Origin of the sequence: Klebsiella sp. R390 (assembly GCF_051131745.1) — a bacterium.
Lineage (GTDB): Bacteria > Pseudomonadota > Gammaproteobacteria > Enterobacterales > Enterobacteriaceae > Klebsiella.
This window is the reverse complement of the sequence record NZ_CP180445.1, coordinates 561,807-587,321: the sequence shown is the minus strand read 5'-3', so window position 1 is coordinate 587,321 and position 25,515 is coordinate 561,807. Positions and strand designations below refer to the sequence as shown.

Here is a 25,515-nt window from a genome sequence, read left to right as displayed (position 1 = left end):
ATACCTTCTGCAACATTAAAAAAAATCTTAAGCGTGTATATCCATTCCAGTGGTACGAAATCAAACCACAGCCTGGAAGCGAAAACGAACACTACGCATGTGCAGATAGTGGAAACAAATACTCTCATCGGCTTTTTCATATAACGGCGATCGTCCCGTAGGCTTTAAAACTGGTACATGGAACGGGGATCATCGTAGTTTTGAGCATAGCTGCTCTCAGATAGTCGAAATCACTCAGGTGTAGAAGTGTGATGCATCCTTCGCTCAACCCGCGTGGTCCGGCAGGGTGAAGAAGAGTCGAACTCTTTCTCCAACGTTATCGGAGAATGCATACGCGTGCCCGTAAGTTTTCCGGTGTTGCTATCTGTAGGAATATGCAGCCCGTGGCCAAAAGACAGGACTTCGATACTCTCTTCTCGATCTTGAACATCTACCGAGCCTTTGATGCCTGCACCGCCATCATCCTTCAGCCATAAGTAAGCAGGAATAGCCATTTTAAAACCTCGAATTATCAGTGTAAGAAGTGCAATTCTTAACTAATAGGCTTTTATTTTAAAGGGTTATGCCTGGCAATTTGTGCCATAGGGTGGGTGAATGATTTGGGGTTAAACAACAACGGGAGCCTATTTGGTTCCCGTTTTTTTTCCTTCAAATCGTTGCCAATAGGTAGGCGTAAAACGTCTCTCTTCTGAAAGGACAGTATTGTAATAATAAATATTTACATTTTGAAATGTTCTTCGTATATTCATTTTTTCTTTTGGATGAAGTTTATTTTTTACAGGAGTTAAAATGAAAGTCCTCTTGGGTTTTGACCATTTGATTACACCTAAAGTGTTGGTGTTTCTGTATTGGCTGCTTATGGTGCTTATCATCGTTGGCGGCATTTTTTCTATGTTTAACGGGCAATTCATCGCCGGATTCTTTGGCACTATTTTCAGTATGATTGGCTGCCGGGTCGCTTTTGAGCTGATCATGATTGCTTTCAAAAATAATGAATATCTGCGCCGTATCGCAGAGAACATCGAACAGCCAAAATAATCATCTTCCCGCTCATCTTAGCAGGGCTGCGATTAAGATGAGCGGGATTGCCATAATACTTGTTGTTATACCCGTCGTCTTCCAACTGCCATCACTCACCCAAATCACTGACTTAAGTAAGTTCACCGGGGCTCGCTCAGTTGGCGGTGACCTGCAGGTTGTAATTCATTGGCTATATATATTTACGAAATGAATATGCAGAACACTTTTGTTAACCTCGCAGCTTCATTGCTCAATATATTATGGTCGTGAGTGAGCCTGAACGACACAATCTGTATTGTTAATCATCTCCCGAAATAACGGCACTGCATGTATAGGCGGTATCGGTTGAAAAACGTCCCCCTGGCTGAGACCAAGCCATATTGTGATTAACCGTCCTGGTCCGGTTCCATTGCGCGATCCGCTCCTCCCGTTTCTTGCTGCGGAAGGCGTGGTTCACGCAGTGTTTTGCGTTTGACCAGCCGTGCATCAAAATACTGGCTCCCTGGGTGGTCTCCGGCAGGGGAAAGAATCCGTTCACAAGCGGCTTTTGCCATCTCAGCCAGCGGCTGAGAGAAGGTGGTAAGCTGATAGCCCTGCCAACTGGCCTGTTCGATATCATCGAAGCCGATAACGCAAATATCTTGCGGAATACGCAAACCAAACTCGTGACGTGCGGCGTCAATGAAGCCGCAGGCGATAAGGTCAGTGACACAGAAAACGCCGTCAGGCGGTGTCGCCTGGCTTAGCAATTCGCGCGCGGCAAGCACGCCGGTGTGATAACTGGTTGTGCCTGGGCTAATAAACGCGACATCACGGCCGGCGGCGGCGGCGGCATCCAAAAAGCGCGTTTCACGGATCACCATACTTGGCGATCGCGCGGAGGAGGAAACCAGCGCCAGATGATGGCACTCTGCCGCTATCAGGTGGTCGAGCGCCTCCGTCATCGTCGTACGGTAGTCAATATCAATGTTCTCTGCGCTGGGAAATTGCCCCATACGGTTGATCAATATGACCTGTTGCCCGCTTTGCAAACAGAGCTGGATCAGTGACTCGGGAGGCTTTCCCGAAAGCACGATTGTCGCCGTGGAGCGATAGTTCAGCGTCTGCTGCAACGCTTCCCGGGCACTGACTTCACCCTCATCAGTGTTGATCACCATTACCGCGCGCCCCGCTTTATTGAGGCGGCGAGTCAGATGATCCAACAAACTTGACTGATAAGGGGAGGCGAGATTGCCACCCAAAATACAGACCGGTCGACTGGCTTCCTTGGATAGCCCGCGGGCCAGGTGATTGACGTGGTAATTGAGCACCTCGGCTGCGGCCAGCACTTTACGGCGAGTTTCTTCAGAAACGCTGCGGCCCGGCGTGAACGTACGCGACACCGCTGAACGGGAGACGCCCGCCAGGCGCGCCACCTCAGTGGCGCTGGCGAAACCGGTGGTCTTGTTCTGGTTATTATGACTCATTACAGTGTTCCACTGCGCTGCATGACTGTTCACGCAGAATGGCATGTTCCGCCAGACGGATCAGCGACGGCTTCGGTGTTTCAAACCATTCATCCGGATGGAGCTGGCGTTTATCACGGATCAATGCGATGGCGTCATCGAGGGTCGGGAAGCGGCTGGGGCACTCGAGGTGCATGAACAATGCCACCAGAGCTACAGAACGGCTGCGCCCACCACGGCAGTTAACGAGGATATTGCCCCGCTTGCGGTTGCGGTAGGAGGCCTTTTCTGGAATCTGCTGCAACAGCGCTGAACGCATCAGCTGGTAGCCCGCGTGTAGCATCTCCGGCGCATTGCCGTCGCCATCGACCAGCCCCAGTTTGTAGTAGCGCACCGGGCCCGAACCGAAGGTGAGAAGAGGGGGCGTCGCACCGCTCTCCGGCACCGTCACCCAGTCAATATCGAGGTTTACCGCACAGTTAATCACGACACCAATATCATGAGCTGCCAGCAGCGCAACATCGCTTACTCCGCTGGAGTCGCCGATATAGATGTCCACGCCCCAACCAGGAAAATCTTCCACAATCAGACTGACAGGAGGACGAAGGTAGCGTTTGCCCTCAAGCGTTGCCGTCGCCGCAGGCTGGGAACCGGCCGCCAGCGGGATCCCTGAGGCATGAGCCAGGTCGTCGGCGATGCCCGGCGCGGCTGCCAGGACGGGCAGGCCGTTGAAGATGCCCTCCGCGTTATCGGGAACGGCACCGATTTTACCACCGGCTTCCCGTACCAGCAGCAGCCCCGCCAGACAGTCCCATGCGTTCATATGAATCTCGACGTAGCCGTCGGTGCGGCCCTCCGCCACCCACGCCAGCGCCAACGCTCCGGACCCGCCGCGGCGGACGCTGGTACCCAGATTAAGGAGAGCGGACATCACCTCAAGATAGTTGCGCTGACTATGGCGCGCAGACCAGCCCAGCTCTACGGCTGCCCGGCGGGTGTCGGACACCGTAGTGCAGTGCAGCGGCTGGTCATTTTTCAGCGCGTAGTGGCCGCGGCGAGCCAGATACAGTTCCTGGCTGACCGGGTTATAAATGGCTCCGAGCTCGGTAATGCCGTCACGAACCCAGGCGATGCAGACACAAAAATGAGCAATCCCGCGGGCAAAGTTGGCGGTACCGTCAATCGGGTCCACAACCCACAGGCTCTCTGCGTTGCCGGGGTGGCAGGCAGCCTCTTCACCAAGGATCGTGTCCTGAGGGAACATACTGCCGAGCGCATCCCGAATCAGCGCTTCAACGAAAGTATCGGCCTCGGTCAGAATATCCTGGTGACCCTTTAATTCGTACTCGCCGGCTTTACGAGAGAGGAAAAAACGCAGGGCGGTATCCCCGGCGTCGACAATAATGCGTTTGAGTGCGGCTTCGCGCTGTTCAATATCGATAGTGGTCAAAATACGTTGCCTGTTGTCAATGAAAGAGAGGTGCCTGTTGATCATCCATGGGAACTACTTTTTATAGTTCAGGCTCCAGATATCCTGCCAGTCCTGGCGGCTTTTCCAGTCCTCCTGCGCAGTAGAGGTCAGATACTCCATTAGCGCGCCGCGATATTTCTCAATGCCGGATGCTTCATTTGCCGGCAAGGCAACGGTCGAGTTGGTGGACATTTTTCCGTCAACACCCTGCGGTGCAATCCCTTCTGCAGTCAGCAGGTAGCGCATAAATAATCTGGCGGTATTCGGGCTTTTACTGCCGGTGGCAATGACGCCGAGGCTGGGGTAATTCCAGCCGATAAATGGCTTCAGCTCGCCGCACAGTCCCAGCTTCATCCCCTGTTTGTTGTCGCGGAATTTTGCGGTAGAGACCAGGCCAACAAAGTCGGTCTTACCATCCGGTGCGCCGATAGCGGAAGCGGCGTCGTTATCAGAATGAGTCAGCAAGACGCCATTGGCGGCCAGCGCTTTGACAAACGCTGCAGTAGCGGACGATTCAGTAGTTTGCAGCGGCTTGCCAAAGGCTTGCTGGTAAGCGTCGCGCACCTGCTGGTCATAGTGGGTCTCCATCTGGCTGAACCAGTCGGTATAGGCCGGTTTGCTGGTGGGGTCTTGCATGGCGATGCGGCCGCGCCATTTCGTTTCGGTCAACTGCCAGATATTCGTTATCGGACACGTGCTGTGATGTGCAGTGTTATAAGCAAACACATTTGGCGCCAGCACGACGGTCAGCGGATCCTGATAGCGCGCAGCAATGTGGCCTTTCAGATCCTCAGGGACCCAGCTCTGGACATAGCCTTTTTTCAGCAGTTGAGCGATCCCTGCAGGCGCATCCTCCACAATGGCTACATCAGCCCGGACGTTATTGGCCTGGGCTTCCCGGCTCATAATTTCAATAATCTGTGGTGCATCGGCCTTCACCCCGTTGGCCTGTAAGCCATATTGTTTGCTAAAGGCTTTTGCCTGCTCCACGATTTTGCCAGTAGAGGCATAAACGGTTATCGGCTGCTCCTGTTTTGCGGCCGCTAGCAGCGCCTCGATATCGGCGTTTTCGGCACGGGCGCCAGCACTGTTCAACAGGGCGCAGGCGATAAACAAGGCGGTTAAGTTACGCTTCATGGGGATCCTTAAGAGGTCAATTTGGGTTAACTGGCGGCAACGTCGTGACGTAACCCGTGATGATTAAAGAAGTGCAGGGAAGACGTCGGAAGCTGGCAGTGGACCTGTTGGCGTGCCTGCCAGCGCGGTCGCAACTGTGTCGAGTGGAACAGGCGATCCTCACCGCTGACCAGCTCGATCACCCAGCTACCGCCGGTAGGCATAATGTTATCGATAGTCATAGGGATACCATTGGTGGCAGCCTCATCGCTGAGCACTATCTCTTCAGGCCGGATGCCGCAGTGCCGGGTCTGGTCGTGCAGGGTAAACCGCTGCTGCAGGTGCCGTGCCAGCTCGCTACCTGGATGGTGAAGCGGGATCATATTCAAGCGCGGCGTGCCGATAAACTCGGCAACAAAACGATTCGCCGGGGTGGCATATATTTCATCTGGTGTCCCCACCTGCTGCATGTGCCCGGCGCTCATAACCGCAATGGTCGTGGCAAGCGTCATCGCCTCCCACTGGTCGTGGCTGACAAATACAATGGTGGTGCCAAAGGTTTCATGGAGTCGACGTAACTCGGCGCGCATCTCAAGGCGTAGGGTGGCATCCAGATTAGAAAGCGGTTCATCCAGCAGCAAAACCCCAGGGTTTACCGCCAGCATGCGGGCGAGGGCAACCCGTTGTTGCTGGCCACCGGAAAGCTGTTCCGGGTAGCGTTTGGCGTAATCAGCAATGCGCAGTTTTTCCATGACGTCCTGACAGCGGGCGAGGCGCTCTTCGGTGGATACTTTTTGCAGGCGCAAGCCAAAATCCACATTCTGCTCAACGGTCATGTGCGGCCACAGGGCATAACTTTGGAAGACCAGCCCGATCCCCCGTTTTTCTGGGGGGACATAGGTGCCACGGGCTACCGAGTCGACAATCTTATCGGCGATACGGATTTCACCGCTGCTGGCGTGCTCAATGCCGGCAATCATTCGCAGGATGGTGGTTTTGCCACAGCCGGAGGGCCCTAACAGGCACATAAACTCGCCGTCTTTCACCATCAGATTGATATGGTTAACTGCTGGGGCATCGCTACCAGGGTAGGTTTTCGTCAAATTCGTTAACTGGATCGTAGGCATCTTATTTCTCCAGACCATCAGCCAGACCGGTGCCGGTGATCTTTTGGATCATCACGGTACCAGCCCATGAAATCAGGGCTATCATCAGCACGACGGCGTTGGCCGCCTGCTGGTAGTTGTAGTCAATCAGGCGTAGAGACCAGGTGGTCAAAACGTCCGTCGCAGGGGTGGCCAGTATGACGAACAGGCTGACGCCTTTAATGCCCGAGATAAACGGCAGCAGGATCCCGGTCGCCAGCGGTGCGGCCTGAATAGGAATAACGATACGGCGGATACGGGCGAACCACCCGGCACCGGCGATGCGTGCCGCTTCTTCAGCTTCTTTGCCTAACTGGGTCATCGCCGCTATCCCGGAGCGGCTGGCGTAAGGCATTTTTTCGGCGATGAGGGCCAGTACCAGAATCAGTGGTGTTCCGTACAATGCAGGCACTGGCCCACGAGCGACGGCGAAGAGTGAAAGAAACGCGGCGGCAAAGGCGATACCGGGCACCAGATAGGGCAGAAACGTCAGTTGGCGCAGCAGGGCTGACATCCAACGAAAGTGGCTGCGCATGACGGCGTAACCGACCAGCAGGCCGAGTATGCCGCAGGCGACGGAGGCTGAACCCACGATCAGTAAGGTATTTCCGGCGGCTTGCCAGAACTCTGGCGACAGCAAAATACCGTTATGCAGCGCCACGGTGTCGAGGTTATGACCGATCCAGTAGGCAAGCGTGAAGTTATCGGCGCTAAAACGGCCCGGCAGGATCATCACCGTGGACAAAAACAGGGTTAATAGCGGGATAGCCACGCCCAGCAGCACGAAGGCCAGCGGCAGCGCCCCGGCGGCAGTACGCCAGCGGCCCAGGCTGCGGCGGCGTTCCATCACCCCTTTTCCCCCTACCGTGACAAAGCGTTTTGCCTCGCGCAGCATTTTCATATCCAGTATCAGGGTCAGCATGCCCATCAGCATAATCACCGTCGCGATGACGGCCGCGACGCCGGACTGACGCGTCCCGATTGCCCGGTACAACCCGGTGGAAAGCGTATCGAAATGCACCGGCAACCCGAGGATATAGGGGAGGGCGAACTCGCCGATGCAGTCGGCGAAAATAAGCAGCGCGGCGGAAAGCAGTGCCGGACGCACGAGTGGAATGATGATTTTAAAGGCAATCGCCGAACGTGAAGCGCCGAGTACCCGGGCGCACTCTTCCATCTGGCTGTCCATCCGTTTGAGGGCATTGCCCACAATCAGGATCACCAGCGGGGTGTAGTGCAGTACCATGATCGCGACGATCGGGAAGTAGCCATAGGCTACCCAGTCCGGCGTCTGGACCCCCATCGCCTCGAGCCATCCCGGTTGGCCGCCAATGGCGTGGTTTTTGAATAGCGTGTTCCAGGCCAGGGCAAAGGTCCAGGAGGGCAGCATAAACGGCACGATAAGTAGGGTGGCAAATCCTTTTCTGCCAGCAATATCTGTCCGGTGAATAAGCCATGCCAGCGAGACACCGACCACCAGCGCGGTCGCTACGGTGGTGAAGGCGACGGCCAGGGTATTAAGCAGCGGTGTCCAGAGCAGCAGGTCGGACATCCGTGAGGTTAGCGTGCGCAGTATGTACCAGGCGGTAAGATCGCCTTCCTCCGCCCCGATACGACCCTCGTCACCACTTTGCACCAGCACGGCATTCAATAACACGGAAACGACTGGCGCGAGAATTATCCAACTAAACAGCAGCAACAGCAGCGCCCCCAGCAGATTAGCGGGCTCTTGTTTGATGATTGACAGCGTGTGGCGGAGTTTGGGCCATACGGCACGACGGTGGCTGATTTCGTATTGGTAAGACACGGGGTTACCCCTGGCTGTGAAAGACAGTCAGGAATATATCGGCGGAATGTGACAGTTTTGCGAATTGTTTGCACCTATGTGCAAATATTTTCGAGATTATTTCTCCCCCCCAATGAGCATGGGGGGGAAATAGAGGGGCGATTAACCACTGCGCAAACAGGATTATTGGCTGACAATTCTGTGGCGAAGAACTTACTCCTCGGAAAGGCACTTATCGTTATTGAAATACGCTGATGTTCTCACCATCACTCACCATATTTTTCTCGGCCAGACTCACAAAAGTCTTTAGTGGGCACAACACCCCGATAGCCGTTTTATGGCACCCGGCGTGAGTAAATTCAGCTACCGGAAGCGGATTGTGCGCATTGAGCGGAGAAAGTTGACGCCACTGCTCCAATGTTCTGGCACTGAATGTCAGTTGAACCCATCTTTCTCCCGTCTGTTTATCAAGGTAGCGAGCCATAATTAAACTGCCGCCAGGTGGAATATCGTTTCGAGGGTAATCTGGTAGCTGCCAGTTAAAGCCGAGCATTGTCTGGATTTGCGAAATATTGCTGTCATGGCCGACGAAAATAATTAACGGGCTGTGCCATTGGGGCGGGCTGTTGGTATTATTGTCAGGATTGACTTCGGAGGATAATGCACCAAGTAGTTGACGCATTAATATCGAGCCACCGTGACGAGCATATTCCATAGTGTTACTCACCAAATCATACTTTGCGGCATGCAAGGCCATTAATTTATTCACCTCCTGAGCATTGCGGGCATGTCCAAAAGCAACGTCGGATAATGGTAAATTCTCACTGTATTGCAGCCGGATGGTTTCACCAATCGACGCGCCTTTTGATACCGGCCCGCTTAATTTCGCTTTCCCTTTATCATTTATTTTTACTTCCCAGGATTTATCCAGGAATTCACAACTCTTTTGCTCATCGGTACATACCGCACGGCGTAAATCAGCGACTGCGGTTGCATACTTCTTTTGTGCCTCAATGGAAGACCCTGTTCTTTCGCGCACTTGCTGATAGACGAGTTGTTCGTTCGGTTTGGCAATGCCCATTTCAATCGTATCAAAGAGTGGGTCCTGCTGATGTTCAGAGGTGTGAACCGCAACACCGCAGCCTGGGAACATACCGTCCAGCAGGGCGACACCGGTCGCTTTCGTTCTCTGGTCGGGGGCTGCCCACAGCCACACTTTCCCAGACATAGGGCAGTGCCCTTTATGACCGAGCATTAGTCCGCGTGAGCGCCAGTTTTCCAGCTGCCATGCGCCCTGAGCCATCATCCCAGCATAACCATGTCCGGTCAGAAATCCTTCAGGAACACTCCACTGTGGCCACTTTCTCCCGGTGGCTTCTTCCAGCCCTGCGGTATCTGTTTGCGGACGAACGCCGTGGCGACTGAGCATCACGACCTTTTCAAGTTCATAGCGTGGACTCTCTGCGGCAGCCGCATACGACGAGGGTATCAGGCTGGCAAGCAGCAGTGGCAAGGTCAGTAATTTCTTCATTTGCGTGTCCCCGTCTTAAAATTCGTAAGTGATGCCGGTAATAAATTCCGTCTGTCGCTCGGCAGAGCTTTTCGAAACGGCTATGTTTTTAACCCCAATATAAGGTGAGAAATGACGGCTGAGTTGATAACCGATTTCAAACTCATGTTCAATATCTGAGGGTTTGTTATTATACAACTTTTCATTACCATGATACCCGGTAAAGGTATAGCTTAATTTGAAATCACCGATCTCTTGTGATATTTCAGCATCGATTCTGTCAACTCGCTTGGTTGGTTTATCATCACGATCGCTGATTTCTTTACGATAGCGTAGCGCGAATTTTGTTGAATCAAACAGGCGATATTTAAATTTTATTGAAGGTTTGTATTTCTCTTCGTCTTCTTTAATGGTGTAGGTCATCCCGGGCTCAACGCTGAGCTTGCTGGTTATTTTTTGAGTGTAGTTGACTTTGAATTCTTTATCGCTGAGTTTTCGGCGATCGAAAAAATCCCCTGCATCACCATTTGATTTCTCCTCTGGGTGAAATTTTAATTTAGTACCAATGCCGATGCCTGATTCAAAATCATGGGCGATTTCCACCTCATCCGTATGTTCTTTTGAAATGTCCTCATACTTGTGTTCGTAGTTTATTTCCAGGGCGAGAGCTGCCTGTGATGTAAAAAGCAGGCTGCTGCTGGCTATCGCAAAAAATATAGTCTTGTTAATCATTTTGTATCTTATCTGGAGTTAATCATGAGGTGCCGGAGTCTACGGATTGAATATTTCAGTCAGGTTTCATTTTTAATCAATATTTGTGACTTGATATTATTGGTGGGGTATTAGCTCCAGCCATGAAATAGAAGAAAGAGGACGATGACGTCTGACATCTATTCACTGATGGTGAAATGTATTGCACACCACCGTACATCACGAGCGCTGTAGAATTTAATGACGGAGCCGATCGCTCCCATTCACGGGAGAAATTTTTGCATATTTTTTTCATCATGAGTCTTTTTGCACTAACGGTGAGGCCGCCATGGCCCGGCTAAACTTCCTGGCGACCCCTGGCAGGTACTCTTACACTGTTACCCAGACTGCTATGAATCAAGATGCGGATCAGGTTAGATTCAGGCCATTAGATAAGTTAACCGACGCAGAGTAGACAGTGGCGATAAACGCCCATTGAAGAGATCGTTTAGAGGGGGGTTATGCTGATAGCACAGGTTTCAGATATTCACGCTTCACCGGGCAATGACCATCTGCTCCGCTTTGACCGGGTTTTGACATGGCTTGCGCATGTGCGACCGGATGCCCTGGTGTTAAGCGGTGACCTGACGGATGATCAATGGCTGGAAGGCTATCAACAGATCGCGGCGCGCCTGGAGCAGCAAGATTATCCTTCGCTGATCCTGCCGGGTAACGCTGACGATCGTCATCTGATGAGAGCGACATGGGGCGACAGTCGATGGGCGCAGGATGCACCCGCGGGGGCGTTACATGCTGTTCATCAGGTCGGCGCGTTGCGCCTGATCGGCCTCGATTCGACGGTTGAAGCAGAGGATTATGGCGATCTGTGCAACCACACGGCATGGCTGGAGAATCAACTCCGTTACGCAGACGGCTCCCCGGTGCTGCTGTTTACCCATCATCACCTGTTTCCCTCGGGCATCCCGACTCTGGACCAATCGATGTGCAGAGGGCTGAGCGGGCTGGAGCAAGTGATAAAAGACACGCCGGCCAGGCTGTTAGCCATTTCTACCGGGCACGTACACCGACCGGTCGCGGGGATCTTTGCGGAGGTGCCGGCGTATATCTGCGGATCCGTTTGTCCGGCCAATCCCGTATGGTTTGGAACCGCCAACGTACCGCCAGTCAGCGACCCGCCGGCGCTGATGCTTCACCGCTACGCCGATAACGCGCTGACAAGCCATCACATTGGTGTGTAACTGGCCGACAGAAATCACCCATTCGTGCGTTTTACCGTTGCAGCTGAAGTTTAATCTCATTGACCAGCAGCGGGTTGAGCGCTGAGCTGGCCGCGTTTCCCCGGGAGACCACCACCACATCCAGCGACGGTAGCTCCGGAAGTTTTTCGCAATGGATGATGTGCAAATGTTCCGGGACGCTGCAGCGCGTCAGCACCGCGACGGCCATGCCACTTTCAACCACGGCAATCTGACCTGCTACGTAGGGACTGCTGTAAGCAATCCGGTACCCCGAAGGCAACTGTTCAAGCGCGGCCAGCACCTTTTTTCGCGCCTCGCTGCCATATTCATAAACGGCAACAGGCAAGGGGTGATCCTCCTTGATGACCGTGCTTTTTATGCCAGTCCACACCAGCTGTTCGCTGAAAAGTAACTCGCCGCGCCCGGAGATATCCCGGGTGACAATCGCCACATCCAGCATGCCGGACTCGATTTTGGGGATAAGGGTCAGGGAAGGCTCGCAGAAAAGCGATATCTCAATTGCGGGATATTTTTCACCGAAGGCCTTCAGTACCTGGGGAAGGTAGCGAACGGCGTAGTCATCGGGGATCCCGAGGCTGATTTTTCCCTGTACGTTCGAGCCCGTCAGGCTCTGCATGGCCTCGGAGTAAACTCCCAGCAGGCGCTGGGCATGAAGCAACAACTCCTGACCCGCCTGGGTGAGGGTAAGCCGTCTGACCTCACGATTGAACACCTTGCGGCCCAGCGTCTCCTCGATTTTTTTGATGTGCATACTGATTGCCGATTGCGAGCGGCACAGCGACGAGGTGGCTTCAGTCATCGAACCCGTGCGTGCCACGGTGATAAAGGTTTTTAGCCAGCTAATTTCCAGATGTGGTTCGCTCATATTACCTATCCGATAATCGAATGCTAATGCAGTGTATTATTCATTTTACGGGTAATGGTCTGACGGGTAAATTCGCCTTACAGATAATTGAGGTGAAATATGGGCAACGTCAGAGCTTATCTCGCCATCCAGGCATGCACGGTTTTGTTCGGTTTATCGGCGCTGATGGGAGAGCAAATCCACAGTGATATTACGACGGTGGTATTTGGACGAGGGATGTTTGCGCTGGTTTTTCTCGGGGCGCTGCTGTGCCTGTTCGACAGGACGCGAGCAGGCATTCCCTGGCGGGATAAAAGCAAGCTGCTGCTCAATGGCGCACTGCTGGCCGGCCACTGGTTTTGCTTTTTTATGGGCGTTAAAGAAGGGGGCGTGGCGATCGGTACGCTCGGCTTTGCGACATTTCCCGCCTTTGTCATTATGATTGAGGCGGCGCTGTTTCATAAAAAACCGGCGCTTTTCGATATATTGTTGATGACTATGATCGTTGCCGGCGTCTACATACTCGCGCCGATGAATCGCGAAAGTACCGGCAGCCTGACCGGGCTACTATGGGCGCTGGGATCGGGGGTTATTCATGCGTTGGTGATCATTTTTAATCGGTACCTGCGCGTTCAGGCAACGGCAATACAGTCCTCCTGGTGGCAGTGCGCGGGCTGTGCTCTGGTGACGCTCCCAGGCGGGATCGCGGGCCTGGTGAATAGCAGCGGCCACGATCTGGTTTTCATCGGTTTACTGGGCGTTTTGTGTACTGGCCTGGCATACTGGATGCTGACCTGGGGCTTGCGTACGCTACAGGCGAGTACCGTATCCATGATGATTGTCCTTGAGCCGGTGTATGCTTTGCTTCTGGCCTGGATTTTCTTGCATCAGCAACCCGGTGGACAAACCCTGATTGGGGCGGTGTTAATTATCGGCGCCTCGGTATTATCCGTCTGGTTGCCGGCGCGTCGTCGCGGCTTAACTGATTAATTTTTCTGTAGAGTGAAATATGACAACTGAAACGTTTTATCCCATCGGTACGCCCGGGCAGCCCTGGTCCGAGACTGAAAAGCAGCTGTGGCGAGAGCGTCAGACGCGCGTCAGATATTATAAAAGTGATGTCCTTGACGTTCTGCAGTCGCTCAATGACCGCTACGATCTTGTTCAGTATGGCGAGCTACACTACGGCGATGACCACTATCCGTTAATGGCGGCAAAGTCGAAAGCGTGGGATCCCAGCCTGCCTGTAGCGCTGATTACCGGCGGTGTCCATGGTTATGAAACCAGCGGCGTACTGGGCGCGCTGGAATTTTTATCGCACTATCAGAACGACTATGCCGATGCGGTCAATCTGCTGGTTATCCCTTGTGTCAGCCCCTGGGCATACGAGCGTGTTGCCCGCTGGAACTACCATGCGGTGGATCCCAACCGGCAGTTTTATCCGCAAGGTCAAGCGGAAGAGTCGTTACAGGTGATGGCATTTATCGGGCAGATACAGGAACGCTTCCTGGTACACGTCGATTTGCATGAAACGACGGATAGCGATGAAAGTGAGTTCAGTCCGGCGCTGGCCGCCAGAGACGGCCGGCAGTACGAGCCAGAATGTGTACCTGATGGTTTTTACCTGGTCAGCGACACGCGTAATTCCAGACTGGACTTCCAGAGTGCGATTATTTCCGCTGTGGAAGCGGTGACGCATATTGCCCCGGCAGACCAGAAAGGCAGCATGCTGGGCTATCCGGTGGTGACTCACGGCGTGGTTGAGTATGACAATAGCGCCTGGCATTTATGCGCTACGGTGACCAACGCTCCCTTTACCACCACCACGGAAGTCTATCCCGACAGTGCATCGACTTCGCCGCAGGAGTGTACCCGGGCGCAGGTTGTCACGATCCGCCAGGCTATCGAATTCGCGTTATCACAGTGAATGTACTGGCCGGGAGCCTGCCCAGGCTATCCCGGCAATCACTATCCGCGAGGTGTTTAAAATTCAGAAAGCATGAGATTGTTAAGGGTATTGCCTTAACCTATATTCTCATCGTGTACTGCACCTCACGGAATAAACAGAATGCTAAAGCGTCGAACCCTCAACACTGCTCTTGCGGCCATGATATCCCTCGCCGTGCTGGCCGCGCTGGTTTATGCAAACCCAGGTAACGGCAACGGCAACGGGCACGGTAATAGTGGTAACAGCGGTAATCACGGCAATAATGGTAACAAGGGCAATAATGGTAATAATGCCAATAACGGCCAGGATAAAGGCAAGTCGAATGCCGACCACGGTAGCCGTAAAAACTATGGCAAACCGGACCATGTTGACGCCGATATCAGCTTTACCCGCGCGCGCTCGCTTGCGGTGAATTACGGCCTCGTCGGATATAAAACGCTGCCACCGGGTATCGCAAAAAACCTGGCGCGCGGTAAGCCGTTACCTCCGGGAATTGCCAAAAAAACCTTACCAGCGTCCATGATTAACGATTTACCCTATTATCCGGGTTACGAATGGCGCGCTGTTGGCGATGACCTGGTGCTGATTGCATTAAGTACCGCCATTGTGACCTCAATCATCAACGGTGTTTTCGATTAAACGAGCCGGATTGCGATAAGCCCCGCGGTTGCGGGGCTGAGTTTGTTGTGCAATATCACTCCGTCTGAGATTACCGCTGCATCAATGCAAATACACCCCAGCCGACATACTCCCTCGTCCAGCGCACATGCTGCTGGGGTGCGGTCGTCAATGCCGTGCGTACCTCTGGTGCAAAGTCATCGTCCGGGTGTTGCTCCAGCCAGCGGCGCATCGTGAGCCATTTTGCCGCTTCGTATCGGTCCCAGCCTTCCTGATCTGCCAGCACCATCTCCACCAGGTCATAGCCCTGTTTGTCAAAAGAGGCGACAAGGTCGGGAAGGGGGAGAAAATCGGTCACGGCGCTGGCACCACAGGCTTTGGCGATCGCTTCTGTTGCGGGGACCTGTCGCCAGTAAGGTTCACCGATAAGCAGGATCCCACCGGGTTTGAGGCTCTTTGACAGCAGTTCAATCGTCCCGGCGACGCCGTTAGCAATCCAGGTTGCGCCGATGCAGGCCGCCACATCACATTTTTCATCGGCAACGTAACCGGCGGCGTCGTGATGGATAAAATGCACCTGTTCGTTAACGCCAAGTTCCTCCGCGCGCTGTCTGGCCTGGGCGGTGAAGAGGGGGCTCAGGTCGATGCCGACGCCGCGAATACCATGATCGCGTGCCCAGGTGCAGAGCATCTCGCCCGAGCCGCTGCCGAGATCGAGAATACGTGCATCCGGCGGCATGCGTAACACGCGACCCAGCGTGGCGTACTTTTCTGGCGTGAACGGGTTATGGATCCGGTGTTCACTTTCGCTAATGGTAAAAATACGTGGGATATCCATTATCCACTCCTTAACGGTTATCGGGCTGAGCGCGAACCTGACTCAAGCCGGTGGTATTGATGCGGTAGGGTTGACCATTCACGGACTTAATCAGTTTTTTGGTTCTGAGTTTTTTGAAGACGGCGAGCGTGCAGTCGGAGAGCAACAACCCTTCCCGGCTGTAGCATTCAACGGCGGTGACGCGGCCTGATACATCGCGGACGTGCGTAATACGTCCACCTTTGGCGAGTACGTGTAAGGTACGTTGTTCCTGACGGGATAAATTCATACTGGAAAACCTGTTTCATCATCATGTGCAAAACGTGCAAACACATAGCCGTGTCCGCATTCGATTTCAGCGCAGTGATAATCAGTCCGGCCTGAAGAGGTCGGGGGGCTGATTATCAGATGATGACATTCTCCAGCATCAAAGCCTCGGGTTGAGTTGAAAGGTATTTACGCGATGAATAATAACACACAGTGTTTACCGGTGTATTTGGAGAGGGAAAAATGTGATCTGCTTCAGAAAGTTCATTTGGCCCGCCGCGTCGCGGGCTTGGGAGATAACTACTTGAGCATGTAGATGAAGGATTTCACCGTTTGACCGTCAACCGTCGTGACATCTACCGGCACGCGCTCGTATTCCGCACCTTCGAACTCATCCAGCACATGCCAGTGATTGCCCAGATGCGCAGAGGTGAAAAGGAAACCATCAACGTGGTTGCCCGAATTGTCCAGCACAATGCCGGGATAGCCCATTTCTGCGCCCCAGCCTTTGTTCAGCAGCGAGCCGCCAACGCGTCCTTCCTGCCATGTGCCGCCAATATTCTCAAGAACATGGGCATTAGGGCGACCCGGGCCCAGGGTTCCGTATACAAACAAACTTTCCATGCTTCCTCCGATTATTAAGCGATAGTCATGATATCGTACTCGCAGCGTCGCTTTCCATATCGCCGACGAGATGAGCTGCGGTGAGATCTGGCGCTAAAGGAAATGGCGATAAACCGGGCCTTATCAGCCAATATGGCGGCTGACAGGCAGGTTTTTCTGGCCTATACTGCTTGCAAGGTGATGGCGTTCCACCTTTCCCAACCGCCCCGTTCGGGGCTGATGACGCCTGATATGACTCTTGATTTCCAGGAGGTATGTCAGGCCGTCGAAAATCCTTCCCGGCCTGTGTACTTCCCTTTAGCGGGGATACACCATTGATTAATGTATTTGGTCACCTTAACCCAGACAGCGATGCTATCTGTACGGCCACCGTAACGGCGGACTGGCTGAACCGGAGCGGTCGTCCAGCTCGTGCCTGGCGGCCTGGAGAGGCGAATCCTGAGACGCGCTTTATTTTTGCCGCCGCCGGACTGAGCCTGCCACCCCTCCTTGATATTCCCCTGAGTGATGAACCGGTCTGGCTGGTGGATTTTACCGAGCCGACGCAGGGGCCCGCAGACCTTGAACAGAGCAATATTATCGGCGTTATCGACCATCACCGCCTCGGTGGGCTGATCACGCAGTTGCCGCCTGAGGTGTGGATTAAACCGGTTGGGAGCAGCGCAACGGTGCTCTGGCTGCTGATGGACGAAGAGATGCGCCGCACGACGCTTCCGGCGTACGCGATCCTGCTGCTTGGCGCGCTGCTCAGCGATACCGTCAATCTGCGCTCACCCACGACAACCGAAGATGACATCCGAATCGCCACTGAACTCTGCGCCCTGGCAGGGGTAGAGCGTCAGTCCTTTGTTCAGCAACTGCTGGCTGCCAAAACCGATATCAGCGGACAGTCTGCCGGGCAGTTGCTCAATAAGGATCTCAAAGCGTTTTCTCTCGCCGGTACGGATGTGCGGATTGCGCAACTGGAGGTGGGCTCCCCCGATCAGGTCGCTCCTTTACTGGGGGAACTGCAACATGCGATGGCGCAGATGGCAGTAACCACCGGCGCCGGGCTGATCGTACTGATGGTGACCGATATCCGTGAATGCAGTTCCACACTCTATTTTGCCGGACCGGAGGGGAAGCAGGTGGCTGCATCCGCCCAGCCGGGCATGGTCAGCCGCAAGAAGCAACTGCTGCCGTGGCTTGACCATTTCCTCCGCCAGCGTCGGAGTCAGTTATGAACAGTTACGCTCACGCACTGGTTCTCGTTGAGGGTAAAGAGGACGGGGTGCCCCTGCTCGCGCAGGCGGTTACGCTGGCCCGTCAGCTGCAGATGAAAATCACGCTCGCCCATATCTGCACCGACTATCGGGAGCTGAACTACGTTTCGGACAGCAGGATGGATGATGCAGTTTCGCAGGAGGTTCTGCAGGCAAAGGCACTGTTCAGCGAGCTGACTTCGTTGGTGACTGAGCATGTTGATGTTCGTCAGCTGGTTACCCTGCGGCGTTTTGAAGATGTCCAGAACTGCATCGCCGAGATGGGGGTTGACCTCTTAATCGCCGGCCACCGCAACCGCTTTATGGGAACGCTGACGTCCCGGTCAAACGAATATATCAACCACCTGAACGTTGATGTTCTGATTAAGCATGTTTACGACGAAGGGAAAGTATAACGCTATGAATTTTATACTTAAAAATTACCATCTGCGAAGTCATGACGGCTTGCGGTAATCATAGCGGTATCGGCAGAGGGGATGTCGGGTCTATCCGGCATCCCTCATGGTTCAGCATGTATATTGAGATGAAGTAGGGAGTGTCGCAGTGAGTCAGTTGGTAGCAATTATGATTGGCGGGGCAGTGGGGTGTGTTATTCGCTGGTTTTTTGGGATTAAGCTGAATAGTCTTTTTCCTTCTCTGCCGCCCGGCACGCTGGTGGTTAACCTGCTGGGGGCTTTTATCATCGGCGCCGCAATGGCATTTTTTATGCGCCACCCTCAGCTGGATCCGGCCTGGAAACTGCTGATCGTTACCGGTCTGTGTGGCGGGTTGACCACCTTTTCAACGTTCTCGGTCGAGGTCTTCACTTTATTACAGGCAGGGAACATCTTATGGGCGTTCACCTCGGTCATGGTACACGTGATGGGGTCACTGATCATGACCGCGGCGGGTTTTTACCTGCTGACATTACTGATCTAAACGAGGCCGTGCGGCCACAATAGTCCACCGTTACGTCCTGCGTGAGCAGCATCCGCCTTCGCACCATACCGTCAAACTGACGGGGCTCCAGGTGCGAGGGCGGATGTTGGGAACGATTATTTAACCCGCTTCCCCGATGGGTCCACCACGGCTTCTCCGTCCTCTTTGGTAAAAGCGCCTTTCTGGTTATCGGGAAGAATATCCAGCACAATTTCTGAAGGGCGGCAAAGACGGGTGCCAAGGGGAGTGACAACCACAGGGCGATTAATCAGTATCGGGTGCTGAAGCATAAAATCGATCAGTTGTTCTTCGGAGAACGTGTCTTCATGAAGCCCCAGTTGTTCATAAGGCTCCACGTTCTTGCGCAGAAGCTCCCGTGCCGTGATACCCATATCGGCAATAAGCGTGACCAACTGATTGCGTGTCGGTGGCGTTTCAAGGTAAAGAATCACTTCCGGCTCCACTCCGCTGTTGCGGATTAACGCCAGCGTGTTACGCGAGGTACCACAGGCCGGGTTGTGATAGATAATAATGTTGCTCATTCCCGTATCTCACGACAAAGTGACAGAGAGCCGCCATCCCAGCGCGGCCAGCGTAACAAACAGCACTGGCAGGGTCATGATGACGCCAGTGCGGAAGTAATATCCCCAGGAGATAGTCATATTTTTCTGTGCCAGCACATGTAGCCACAGCAGGGTGGCCAGGCTGCCAATCGGCGTAATTTTCGGGCCTAAATCGCAGCCGACGATATTGGCATAAATCATTGCCTCTTTGATGACACCCGTCGCCGTGCTGCCGTCAATCGACAGTGCGCCAATCAGCACCGTCGGCATATTGTTCATCACCGATGACATCAACGCGGTGAGGAAACCGGTGCCGAACGTTGCGACCCATAACCCCTTGTCGGCCAGTTGATTCAGCACCCAGGAAAGATGTTCAGTGAGCCCCGCATTGCGAAGCCCATATACCACCAGGTACATGCCCAGCGAGAAAACCACGATCTGCCAGGGGGCACCGCGCAGGACTTTGCCGGTATTAATGACACAGCCTTTCTTTGCCACCACCATAAGTACTGCCGCGCCGGTGGCTGCTATTGCGCTGACGGGGATGCCCAGTGGTTCCAGAATAAAGAACCCCACTAAAAGGAATAACAACACCACCCAGCCCGCCCTGAACGTTGCCGGATCCTTGATCGCACTGGCCGGTGCTTTCAGCAGCGTAATGTCATACATTGCAGGAATATCTTTCCGAAAGAAGAAATGCAGCATGATCAGGGTGGCGGCAATGGCCGCTATGCTCACCGGGACCATGACGGAGGCATACCGGGTAAAGCCAAGATTGAAGAAATCCGCCGAGACGATATTCACGAGGTTAGAGACTATCAGCGGCAAACTGGCGGTATCCGCGATAAAGCCCGCCGCGATAACAAAGGCCAGCGTCGACCTTGCGCTGAATCCCAGTGCGAGCAGCATGGCGATGACAATCGGCGTCAGGATCAATGCCGCACCGTCATTGGCAAACAGCGCAGCAACGGCCGCACCGAGCAGCACTATCCAGGTAAACAAAAGGCGGCCTCGTCCGTTTCCCCAGCGAGCGACATGTAGCGCAGCCCATTCGAAGAAGCCGGATTCATCAAGCAGCAGGCTGATAATGATCACTGCGATAAATGCCGCCGTCGCGTTCCAGACGATATTCCAGACGGTGGGGATATCCCCAATGTGGATGACCCCGGTGGCCAACGCCAGCGCGGCTCCGATACTTGCGCTCCAGCCAATGCTGAGGCCTCTGGGCTGCCAGATGACCAGCACCAGGGTCAGTAAAAAGAGGCTTGCGGCCAAAAACATTTCAGGCTCCAATACATATGATTATCTGTATGTGATTGCGCATTTAGCAGGCGCTGCAGGCCGATGTTGCCAATCGCTCGCGCACATCATCCCGCAGACATTGCCAGGACGTTGTGATGACTTCTGCTGCCCATGCCGGCATGTGCGGGGACAGACGATAGTGGATCCATTTACCTTCCCGACGATCGAGTACCAGCCCGGACTCGCGAAGAATAGCCATATGCCGCGAGATTTTAGGTTGTGACTCGCTAGTGACTGCGCAGATGTCGCAGACGCAAAGCTCTCCAGATTCCCGGAGAAGCATGACAATAGTCAGACGCGTTTCATCTGCCAGAATTTTGAAAAGCTGAACAGGCAGTAGCATTTATCACTCCGTTCCCTTTAGAATTCATATATGGTAAATCATATGTGATTCGTTTGAAATCACCGAAACCGTCTGGAGGAGAAAAAAATGGTTCAATTTCCTGCCCTGAACGCTGGATGCTTTGATCAACAGATCGCGGAACAGCTGAAACAACAGGAACCGCCGCGGTTCCTGATTTTGTATGGCTCAGTAAGAGACCGTTCCTACAGCCGCTTTGCCGCCGAGGAAGCCGGCCGCCTGCTGATGGCAATGGGGGCGGAGGTCAGAATATTTAATCCCTCCGGCCTGCCCTTGCCCGATGATTCACCAGATACGCACCATAAAGTCATCGAACTGCGTGAACTGGTCAGATGGTGCGACGGGATGGTATGGAGTTCACCGGAGCGGCATGGAGCAATGAGTGCGGTTATGAAGGCGCAGATTGACTGGATACCGTTAAGTGAAGGTGCCGTTCGTCCTTCGCAGGGCAAAACGCTTGCGGTGATGCAGGTTTGCGGGGGCTCGCAATCCTTCAATGCCGTGAACCAGATGCGAATTCTGGGCCGATGGATGCGAATGTTCACTATCCCCAACCAGTCCTCAGTGGCCAAAGCCTGGCAAGAATTTGATGAAAACGGACGAATGAAACCCTCGCCCTGGTACGATCGGGTGGTCGATGTGTCTGAGGAGTTGTTTAAGATAACCTTGTTACTGAAAGGGCAGAGGGATTATCTGGCAGACCGCTACAGCGAACGAAAGGAAACGCACGAGGAGCTTTCGCGCCGCGTCAATCAGGAAAAAATCTAACTTCTGGAAATGATGCCGTTATTGCTAAATCTAGTAATGCACCAGCCCGCCATCCACGGCGTACTGGCTGCCGGTGACATAGGATGCATCATCAGAAAGCAGAAAGAGTGCAACAGCAGCGGCTTCTTCTGCTGTTCCTGCCCTACCAAGAGGGACCTGGCTGACCACAAAATCTTCAAACTGCTGACGCGACTCTTCCGGCATAAAATGCCTAAAGTTCGTTTCGATCGGCCCTGGTACCAGGGTATTGGCCCGTATGCCACGTACGGCCAGCGCAGAGGCCCAGCTTTTAACCATGGCGACAACGGCGCCTTTAGTTGCGGCATAGAGGCTTGTCATTGCGGCACCTTCATAGACAGAAGAGGATGAGGTGACCAGAACAGATGCGCCTGAATTGAGTGAGGCGGAGAGTGCGGCAAGCTGCAGCATCGGACCCCGGACGTTAGTATTCATCATGTGGTTGAAAGCATCAGCCGTCACAGATTCCGGCGTCCCGACTTCTGCGAAGCCGGCATTAAGCCATAGCCCGTCAAGCGAGCCCCAGCGGCTGATATCCGTTTGCAGTTTTTCGATATCCGCTTCGCTGGCAGCATCACTTTTGAGGATAAGCGATGTCTCAGGTAGCAGACGACGGGCATGTTCAAGCCGTTCTTCATTAAGCCCTGTGATGGCCACATGACCGCCCTCACGGACAATACGCTGAGCACCTGCGAATCCCATACCGCTGGTACCGCCGGTGATAAGTATGCGTTTACCCTGAAATCTGCTCATGATTACCTCGTCTGTGTCTTTCGAATTATCACTTACCTTACGAAGATAGCTATCGGTCGTCATCTGTTTCATGACGCAACAGAGACATGATTGTTTCAACGCCTGAATGTGATAGTTAACTGTCTGCTGCGAAGGTCAGCGGTGAGCGAAGAGCGGACCTTCTCGCCCTGTACGGATAGAAAGCTACAAATTGATGTTTCACCTTCCAGATAGTTACAGGCAAAACGGTATATTTCAGAATTACCCGTACTGATGTCTGATTACTCAGGTCTTGTTTATGTCGGGAACCATCCTGGCGTCTTCAGAATCACTTGCCATAGTTTTTCAGGGATCGCCAGTTCGTCTGAGTGTTGCGACAGGATAAGCGTGTTTTTTACCTTATCCTCATGGCCTCCCTGCACCAGTTCCATCCAGTTGGGATTCATGACAATCGTCCGACCTAAGGCAACCAGTGACAGTCCGGCCTCCAGAGACCGTTGAGCCGCTTGTGACGAAGTAATTTTTCCCGCTGCCAGCAAAGGTAAACGCCCATTCAGCTGCTCGACAAACCGCGCCAGGATCGTATCCTTACCCTCACTGCCCTGCGGCCGATCGGTCAGTACGTCGTGGAGTGAGATATGGAGATAGTCAATGAGAGTCTCTTTCTCTAACTGCCCCGCCAGCGCCTGGGAGTCATTAATCCGTAATCCTCCGTCTCCTGACTCTTCCGGCGATAGCCGGTAACCCAATAAAAAGGGTTTCCTGGCATGAATTTCAATAACCCGACGGACTTCCCGAACGACCTCCAGCGGGAAACGCATACGGTTTGCTAATGAACCACCCCATTCGTCAGTACGCTGGTTAAACCAGGGAGAGAAAAAGTTCTGGATAAGAAAACCATGCGCGCCGTGCAATTCAACACCATCAAAACCGGCCTCAATTGCGCGGCGAGTGGCTTCGCCGAAGTCATGGATCACACCAGAAATTTCGTCATGACCCAACGTCCGGCTGGCTTGTTCGCCACGATTAAAAGGGCCAGCCGGAGCGGCCAGGGCACTGGCGCTGACGAGCTCTCCACCTGGGATGAGTTCGGGAACCGCTTTATTACCGGCATGAAACAGTTGCAGGATTGCCAGCGCCCCCCCGCTTTTTGCCGCATCAGCCAGTTTCCTCAGACTCGGGATAAAACGATCATCGTAGGCTGCGAATTCATTGGTGAAACCCACACCGTTTCTCTGAACATGAGCGCATCCCGTTATCACTAATCCCACACCGGTAGCACGTGCCCGATAATAGTTTACTTCTTCATCTGAAATAGTTTCATCGTCATTAGCGGACCAGGTGGTCATCGGTGCCATAACGACGCGGTTACGCATCCTGAGGCCATTTTTAAACGTGAAGGCCTGGGTTAATAAGTCAGTCATTGTACTCTCGATATTTAAAACATCGGGTGCTTACACCCATTAATCAAAATCGGTTGTATTACTCAGCGCCGCAAATTCGCGTATCTCTTTAATACGGGCTTCCAGCGAAGGCATTACATAACTGATAGCGTCATTCCCTATAAGCAGCTGTCGAGGTGGGCTCTCCATTTCAACCACCTGACAAACGACCTGTGCAAGTTTGGCCGGGTCCCCTTGTTGTTGACCGTCAGCAGATGCCATGAGCTCCCGGGCATTACCAAAAATGGCGTAGTCCTCAATCTTTTTTTCGCCATAGTGGGCCGAACTATTACTGAGAAACTCTGTGCGGAAGAAACCGGGTTCAATCGCGGTGACATGAATCCCAAGCGGCGCAACTTCATCGGCAAGGGCCAGCGTCATACCTTCAACGGCAAACTTCGATGCAGAATAGAATGTAGCGTTTGCGACCGCTTTGACACCCGCGATCGAGGACGTATTAATAATGCGTCCGCTACGTTGTTGACGCATGACCGGTAAGACAGCGCGTAGCACAGTGGCCATGCCGAACACGTTAGTGGCAAACTGCAGCTCTATTTGTTCAGCGGTTGCCTCTTCAAAACGCCCCAGCAGGCAGAATCCTGCGTTGTTAACCAGAACATCAATACGCCCGAAACGGCGAACCGCGGCATCAACGGCAACCTTAGCCTGGTGCTCATCGCGAACATCAAGCTCCTGCAGCTCAATATTTTCTGCCGATGCCGTGCTGAATATTTGGCGTAATTTGTCCATATTACGCCCCGTTGCCACCACACGATCTCCCTGTTGCAAAGCGGCATTCACTATATTGACCCCCATACCGCGGGCAGCCCCGGTTACAAACCAAACTCGACTCATTTCAGTTCCCCTTGATAAGTTTAATAACCCGTACTGCCAGAGGGGCTGTACGGGTTTAATGGCATGATTGATTTACATAAAGTATGGTTTGTCACCATCAGTCCCGGGCTGGTTAACACCGATATTTTCACCAATATGTTTTTCAGGTTTATCAATCATATCGGCAATGAATGCGGCAACGCTTTTGCGGGATACAACCGTGCCTTTGAACGGCTCATTGCGGGTAGTGAGTTCATAATCAATCGTATCTTCATCCGTCAGCCAGGCCGGTCGCAGGATGGTGTAATCCAGCCCGGAGGCTTCAATCGCATCAGCCGCACGGCGGAATGGCCTGAGCGGTTCGCCAATAATGGCGTTATTCCACTCGCCGAATTTTCCCGGGACTTCATCATAGATACCGAGAGAAAGGACGAAAATCAGGCGTCTTACGCCAGCGGCTTTCATCGCCGCAATCACCGCTTTCGCCTGGAGATCCAAATCCTCCCCGGTCAGATTGGCGTAAACCACATCCTGACCCACCATGGCCTGTTCCAGCGCCGCAGGGTTTAACACATTGCCCATGATAATCCGGCTATTGGCCGGATGAGCCTGGGGGATTTTTTCTGGCTGACGGGCAAATAACGTCTGTGTGACGCCTGGTTTATCGGCCAGTTGGTCGATAACATGGCGGGCAATCTGCCCGCTGGCGCCAAGTACCAGGACTTTTTGAATGA

The 25,515-nt window shown here is 53.5% G+C and carries 28 protein-coding genes, 1 pseudogene and 1 riboswitch; of the genes and pseudogenes, 9 read left to right on the top strand and 20 right to left on the bottom strand.

Going from position 1 to position 25,515, the window contains the following annotated elements; translation table 11 throughout:
- Positions 1-136: 136 nt before the first annotated feature.
- Positions 137-268, bottom strand: coding sequence for a hypothetical protein (locus tag ACMYSP_RS02725; RefSeq protein ID WP_434585433.1), 132 nt, complete (start codon positions 266-268; stop codon positions 137-139).
- 16 nt (positions 269-284) lie between these two features.
- Positions 285-494 (bottom strand): annotated as a pseudogene (gene tssD / locus ACMYSP_RS02720) (type VI secretion system tube protein TssD); the annotation flags it as partial.
- A gap of 295 nt (positions 495-789) precedes the next feature.
- Here tssD and ACMYSP_RS02715 point away from each other — a divergent pair.
- Entirely contained in the window at positions 790-1,038 is a 249-nt protein-coding gene (locus tag ACMYSP_RS02715) for a DUF4282 domain-containing protein (RefSeq protein WP_434585432.1), read from the top strand.
- 368 nt (positions 1,039-1,406) lie between these two features.
- Here ACMYSP_RS02715 and ACMYSP_RS02710 read toward each other — a convergent pair whose 3' ends face one another.
- From ACMYSP_RS02710 to ACMYSP_RS02680, 7 genes are all read right to left on the bottom strand, one after another.
- Positions 1,407-2,486, bottom strand: coding sequence for a LacI family DNA-binding transcriptional regulator (locus ACMYSP_RS02710; protein WP_434585431.1), 1,080 nt, complete (start codon positions 2,484-2,486; stop codon positions 1,407-1,409).
- The gene (locus tag ACMYSP_RS02705; protein ID WP_434585430.1) at positions 2,476-3,915 is read right to left on the bottom strand and encodes an inositol monophosphatase family protein; all 1,440 of its coding nucleotides are present in this window, start codon (positions 3,913-3,915) and stop codon (positions 2,476-2,478) included. Before ACMYSP_RS02705 ends, ACMYSP_RS02710 begins: the two co-directional genes overlap by 11 nt.
- Before the next feature lie 54 nt (positions 3,916-3,969).
- The gene (locus tag ACMYSP_RS02700; protein WP_434585429.1) at positions 3,970-5,073 is read right to left on the bottom strand and encodes an ABC transporter substrate-binding protein; all 1,104 of its coding nucleotides are present in this window, start codon (positions 5,071-5,073) and stop codon (positions 3,970-3,972) included.
- Between the two features lie 26 nt (positions 5,074-5,099).
- On the bottom strand, positions 5,100-6,179 hold the full coding sequence (locus ACMYSP_RS02695; protein WP_434585428.1) for an ABC transporter ATP-binding protein: 1,080 nt from the start codon (positions 6,177-6,179) through the stop codon (positions 5,100-5,102).
- A 1-nt stretch (position 6,180) separates the two neighbouring features.
- A complete protein-coding gene (locus ACMYSP_RS02690; protein WP_434585427.1) occupies positions 6,181-8,004 on the bottom strand; it encodes an ABC transporter permease in 1,824 nt (607 codons plus the stop codon).
- 217 nt (positions 8,005-8,221) lie between these two features.
- Positions 8,222-9,514, bottom strand: coding sequence for a histidine-type phosphatase (locus ACMYSP_RS02685; RefSeq protein WP_434585426.1), 1,293 nt, complete (start codon positions 9,512-9,514; stop codon positions 8,222-8,224).
- Between the two features lie 15 nt (positions 9,515-9,529).
- The gene (locus ACMYSP_RS02680) at positions 9,530-10,225 is read right to left on the bottom strand and encodes an oligogalacturonate-specific porin KdgM family protein (RefSeq protein WP_434585425.1); all 696 of its coding nucleotides are present in this window, start codon (positions 10,223-10,225) and stop codon (positions 9,530-9,532) included.
- A gap of 479 nt (positions 10,226-10,704) precedes the next feature.
- Here ACMYSP_RS02680 and ACMYSP_RS02675 point away from each other — a divergent pair, with 479 nt between their 5' ends.
- Positions 10,705-11,442 carry a metallophosphoesterase gene (locus ACMYSP_RS02675; RefSeq protein WP_434585424.1) on the top strand — a complete coding sequence of 246 codons (738 nt, stop codon included), beginning with the start codon at positions 10,705-10,707 and terminating at the stop codon, positions 11,440-11,442.
- A 31-nt stretch (positions 11,443-11,473) separates the two neighbouring features.
- On the opposite strand, the gene ACMYSP_RS02670 is transcribed toward ACMYSP_RS02675, so the two are convergent.
- A complete protein-coding gene (locus ACMYSP_RS02670) occupies positions 11,474-12,328 on the bottom strand; it encodes a LysR family transcriptional regulator (RefSeq protein ID WP_434585423.1) in 855 nt (284 codons plus the stop codon).
- A gap of 99 nt (positions 12,329-12,427) precedes the next feature.
- On the opposite strand from ACMYSP_RS02670, the gene ACMYSP_RS02665 reads away from it, so the two are divergent.
- The 3 genes from ACMYSP_RS02665 to ACMYSP_RS02655 all read left to right on the top strand — a co-directional run bounded on the left by ACMYSP_RS02665 (position 12,428) and on the right by ACMYSP_RS02655 (position 14,894).
- Positions 12,428-13,297 (top strand): DMT family transporter, encoded by an 870-nt coding sequence (locus ACMYSP_RS02665; protein ID WP_434585422.1) that lies wholly within the window; start codon positions 12,428-12,430, stop codon positions 13,295-13,297.
- A 19-nt stretch (positions 13,298-13,316) separates the two neighbouring features.
- The gene (locus ACMYSP_RS02660) at positions 13,317-14,234 is read left to right on the top strand and encodes a M14 family metallopeptidase (RefSeq protein ID WP_434585421.1); all 918 of its coding nucleotides are present in this window, start codon (positions 13,317-13,319) and stop codon (positions 14,232-14,234) included.
- A 141-nt stretch (positions 14,235-14,375) separates the two neighbouring features.
- The gene (locus ACMYSP_RS02655) at positions 14,376-14,894 is read left to right on the top strand and encodes an anti-virulence regulator CigR family protein (protein WP_434585420.1); all 519 of its coding nucleotides are present in this window, start codon (positions 14,376-14,378) and stop codon (positions 14,892-14,894) included.
- A 70-nt stretch (positions 14,895-14,964) separates the two neighbouring features.
- On the opposite strand, the gene ACMYSP_RS02650 is transcribed toward ACMYSP_RS02655, so the two are convergent.
- The 3 genes from ACMYSP_RS02650 to ACMYSP_RS02640 all read right to left on the bottom strand — a co-directional run bounded on the left by ACMYSP_RS02650 (position 14,965) and on the right by ACMYSP_RS02640 (position 16,581).
- Positions 14,965-15,711 (bottom strand): SAM-dependent methyltransferase, encoded by a 747-nt coding sequence (locus tag ACMYSP_RS02650; protein ID WP_434585419.1) that lies wholly within the window; start codon positions 15,709-15,711, stop codon positions 14,965-14,967.
- A 10-nt stretch (positions 15,712-15,721) separates the two neighbouring features.
- Positions 15,722-15,979 carry a YjhX family toxin gene (locus tag ACMYSP_RS02645; protein WP_434585418.1) on the bottom strand — a complete coding sequence of 86 codons (258 nt, stop codon included), beginning with the start codon at positions 15,977-15,979 and terminating at the stop codon, positions 15,722-15,724.
- Positions 15,980-16,257: 278 nt separating this feature from the next.
- Entirely contained in the window at positions 16,258-16,581 is a 324-nt protein-coding gene (locus ACMYSP_RS02640; RefSeq protein ID WP_434585417.1) for a gamma-glutamylcyclotransferase family protein, read from the bottom strand.
- 167 nt (positions 16,582-16,748) lie between these two features.
- A riboswitch (Fluoride riboswitch) is annotated at positions 16,749-16,817 on the top strand.
- Between the two features lie 78 nt (positions 16,818-16,895).
- Here ACMYSP_RS02640 and ACMYSP_RS02635 point away from each other — a divergent pair.
- The 3 genes from ACMYSP_RS02635 to crcB all read left to right on the top strand — a co-directional run bounded on the left by ACMYSP_RS02635 (position 16,896) and on the right by crcB (position 18,761).
- A complete protein-coding gene (locus ACMYSP_RS02635) occupies positions 16,896-17,804 on the top strand; it encodes a DHHA2 domain-containing protein (protein WP_434587001.1) in 909 nt (302 codons plus the stop codon).
- Complete coding sequence (locus ACMYSP_RS02630) at positions 17,801-18,238, top strand: universal stress protein (protein WP_434585416.1); 438 nt, start codon at positions 17,801-17,803, stop codon at positions 18,236-18,238. Before ACMYSP_RS02635 ends, ACMYSP_RS02630 begins: the two co-directional genes overlap by 4 nt.
- Before the next feature lie 169 nt (positions 18,239-18,407).
- A complete protein-coding gene (gene crcB, locus ACMYSP_RS02625; RefSeq protein WP_434587000.1) occupies positions 18,408-18,761 on the top strand; it encodes a fluoride efflux transporter CrcB in 354 nt (117 codons plus the stop codon).
- 116 nt (positions 18,762-18,877) lie between these two features.
- On the opposite strand, the gene arsC is transcribed toward crcB, so the two are convergent.
- Genes arsC through ACMYSP_RS02610 form a run of 3 tightly spaced genes read right to left on the bottom strand, consistent with a single transcriptional unit; the run spans position 18,878 to position 20,969 of the window.
- A complete protein-coding gene (gene arsC / locus ACMYSP_RS02620; protein WP_434585415.1) occupies positions 18,878-19,303 on the bottom strand; it encodes a glutaredoxin-dependent arsenate reductase in 426 nt (141 codons plus the stop codon).
- 9 nt (positions 19,304-19,312) lie between these two features.
- The gene (locus tag ACMYSP_RS02615) at positions 19,313-20,605 is read right to left on the bottom strand and encodes an arsenic transporter (protein WP_434585414.1); all 1,293 of its coding nucleotides are present in this window, start codon (positions 20,603-20,605) and stop codon (positions 19,313-19,315) included.
- 43 nt (positions 20,606-20,648) lie between these two features.
- Positions 20,649-20,969 (bottom strand): metalloregulator ArsR/SmtB family transcription factor, encoded by a 321-nt coding sequence (locus tag ACMYSP_RS02610; protein ID WP_434585413.1) that lies wholly within the window; start codon positions 20,967-20,969, stop codon positions 20,649-20,651.
- 87 nt (positions 20,970-21,056) lie between these two features.
- Here ACMYSP_RS02610 and arsH point away from each other — a divergent pair, with 87 nt between their 5' ends.
- Entirely contained in the window at positions 21,057-21,755 is a 699-nt protein-coding gene (gene arsH, locus ACMYSP_RS02605) for an arsenical resistance protein ArsH (RefSeq protein ID WP_434585412.1), read from the top strand.
- A 30-nt stretch (positions 21,756-21,785) separates the two neighbouring features.
- On the opposite strand, the gene ACMYSP_RS02600 is transcribed toward arsH, so the two are convergent.
- From ACMYSP_RS02600 to ACMYSP_RS02585, 4 genes are all read right to left on the bottom strand, one after another.
- On the bottom strand, positions 21,786-22,526 hold the full coding sequence (locus ACMYSP_RS02600) for an SDR family oxidoreductase (RefSeq protein ID WP_434585411.1): 741 nt from the start codon (positions 22,524-22,526) through the stop codon (positions 21,786-21,788).
- 275 nt (positions 22,527-22,801) lie between these two features.
- Entirely contained in the window at positions 22,802-23,929 is a 1,128-nt protein-coding gene (locus ACMYSP_RS02595; protein ID WP_434585410.1) for an NADH-dependent flavin oxidoreductase, read from the bottom strand.
- 39 nt (positions 23,930-23,968) lie between these two features.
- Positions 23,969-24,802: an SDR family NAD(P)-dependent oxidoreductase gene (locus tag ACMYSP_RS02590; RefSeq protein WP_434585409.1), complete on the bottom strand. Its 834-nt coding sequence runs from the start codon at positions 24,800-24,802 to the stop codon at positions 23,969-23,971.
- A gap of 72 nt (positions 24,803-24,874) precedes the next feature.
- The gene (locus tag ACMYSP_RS02585) at positions 24,875-25,513 is read right to left on the bottom strand and encodes an SDR family oxidoreductase (protein ID WP_434586999.1); all 639 of its coding nucleotides are present in this window, start codon (positions 25,511-25,513) and stop codon (positions 24,875-24,877) included.
- Positions 25,514-25,515: the final 2 nt, after the last annotated feature.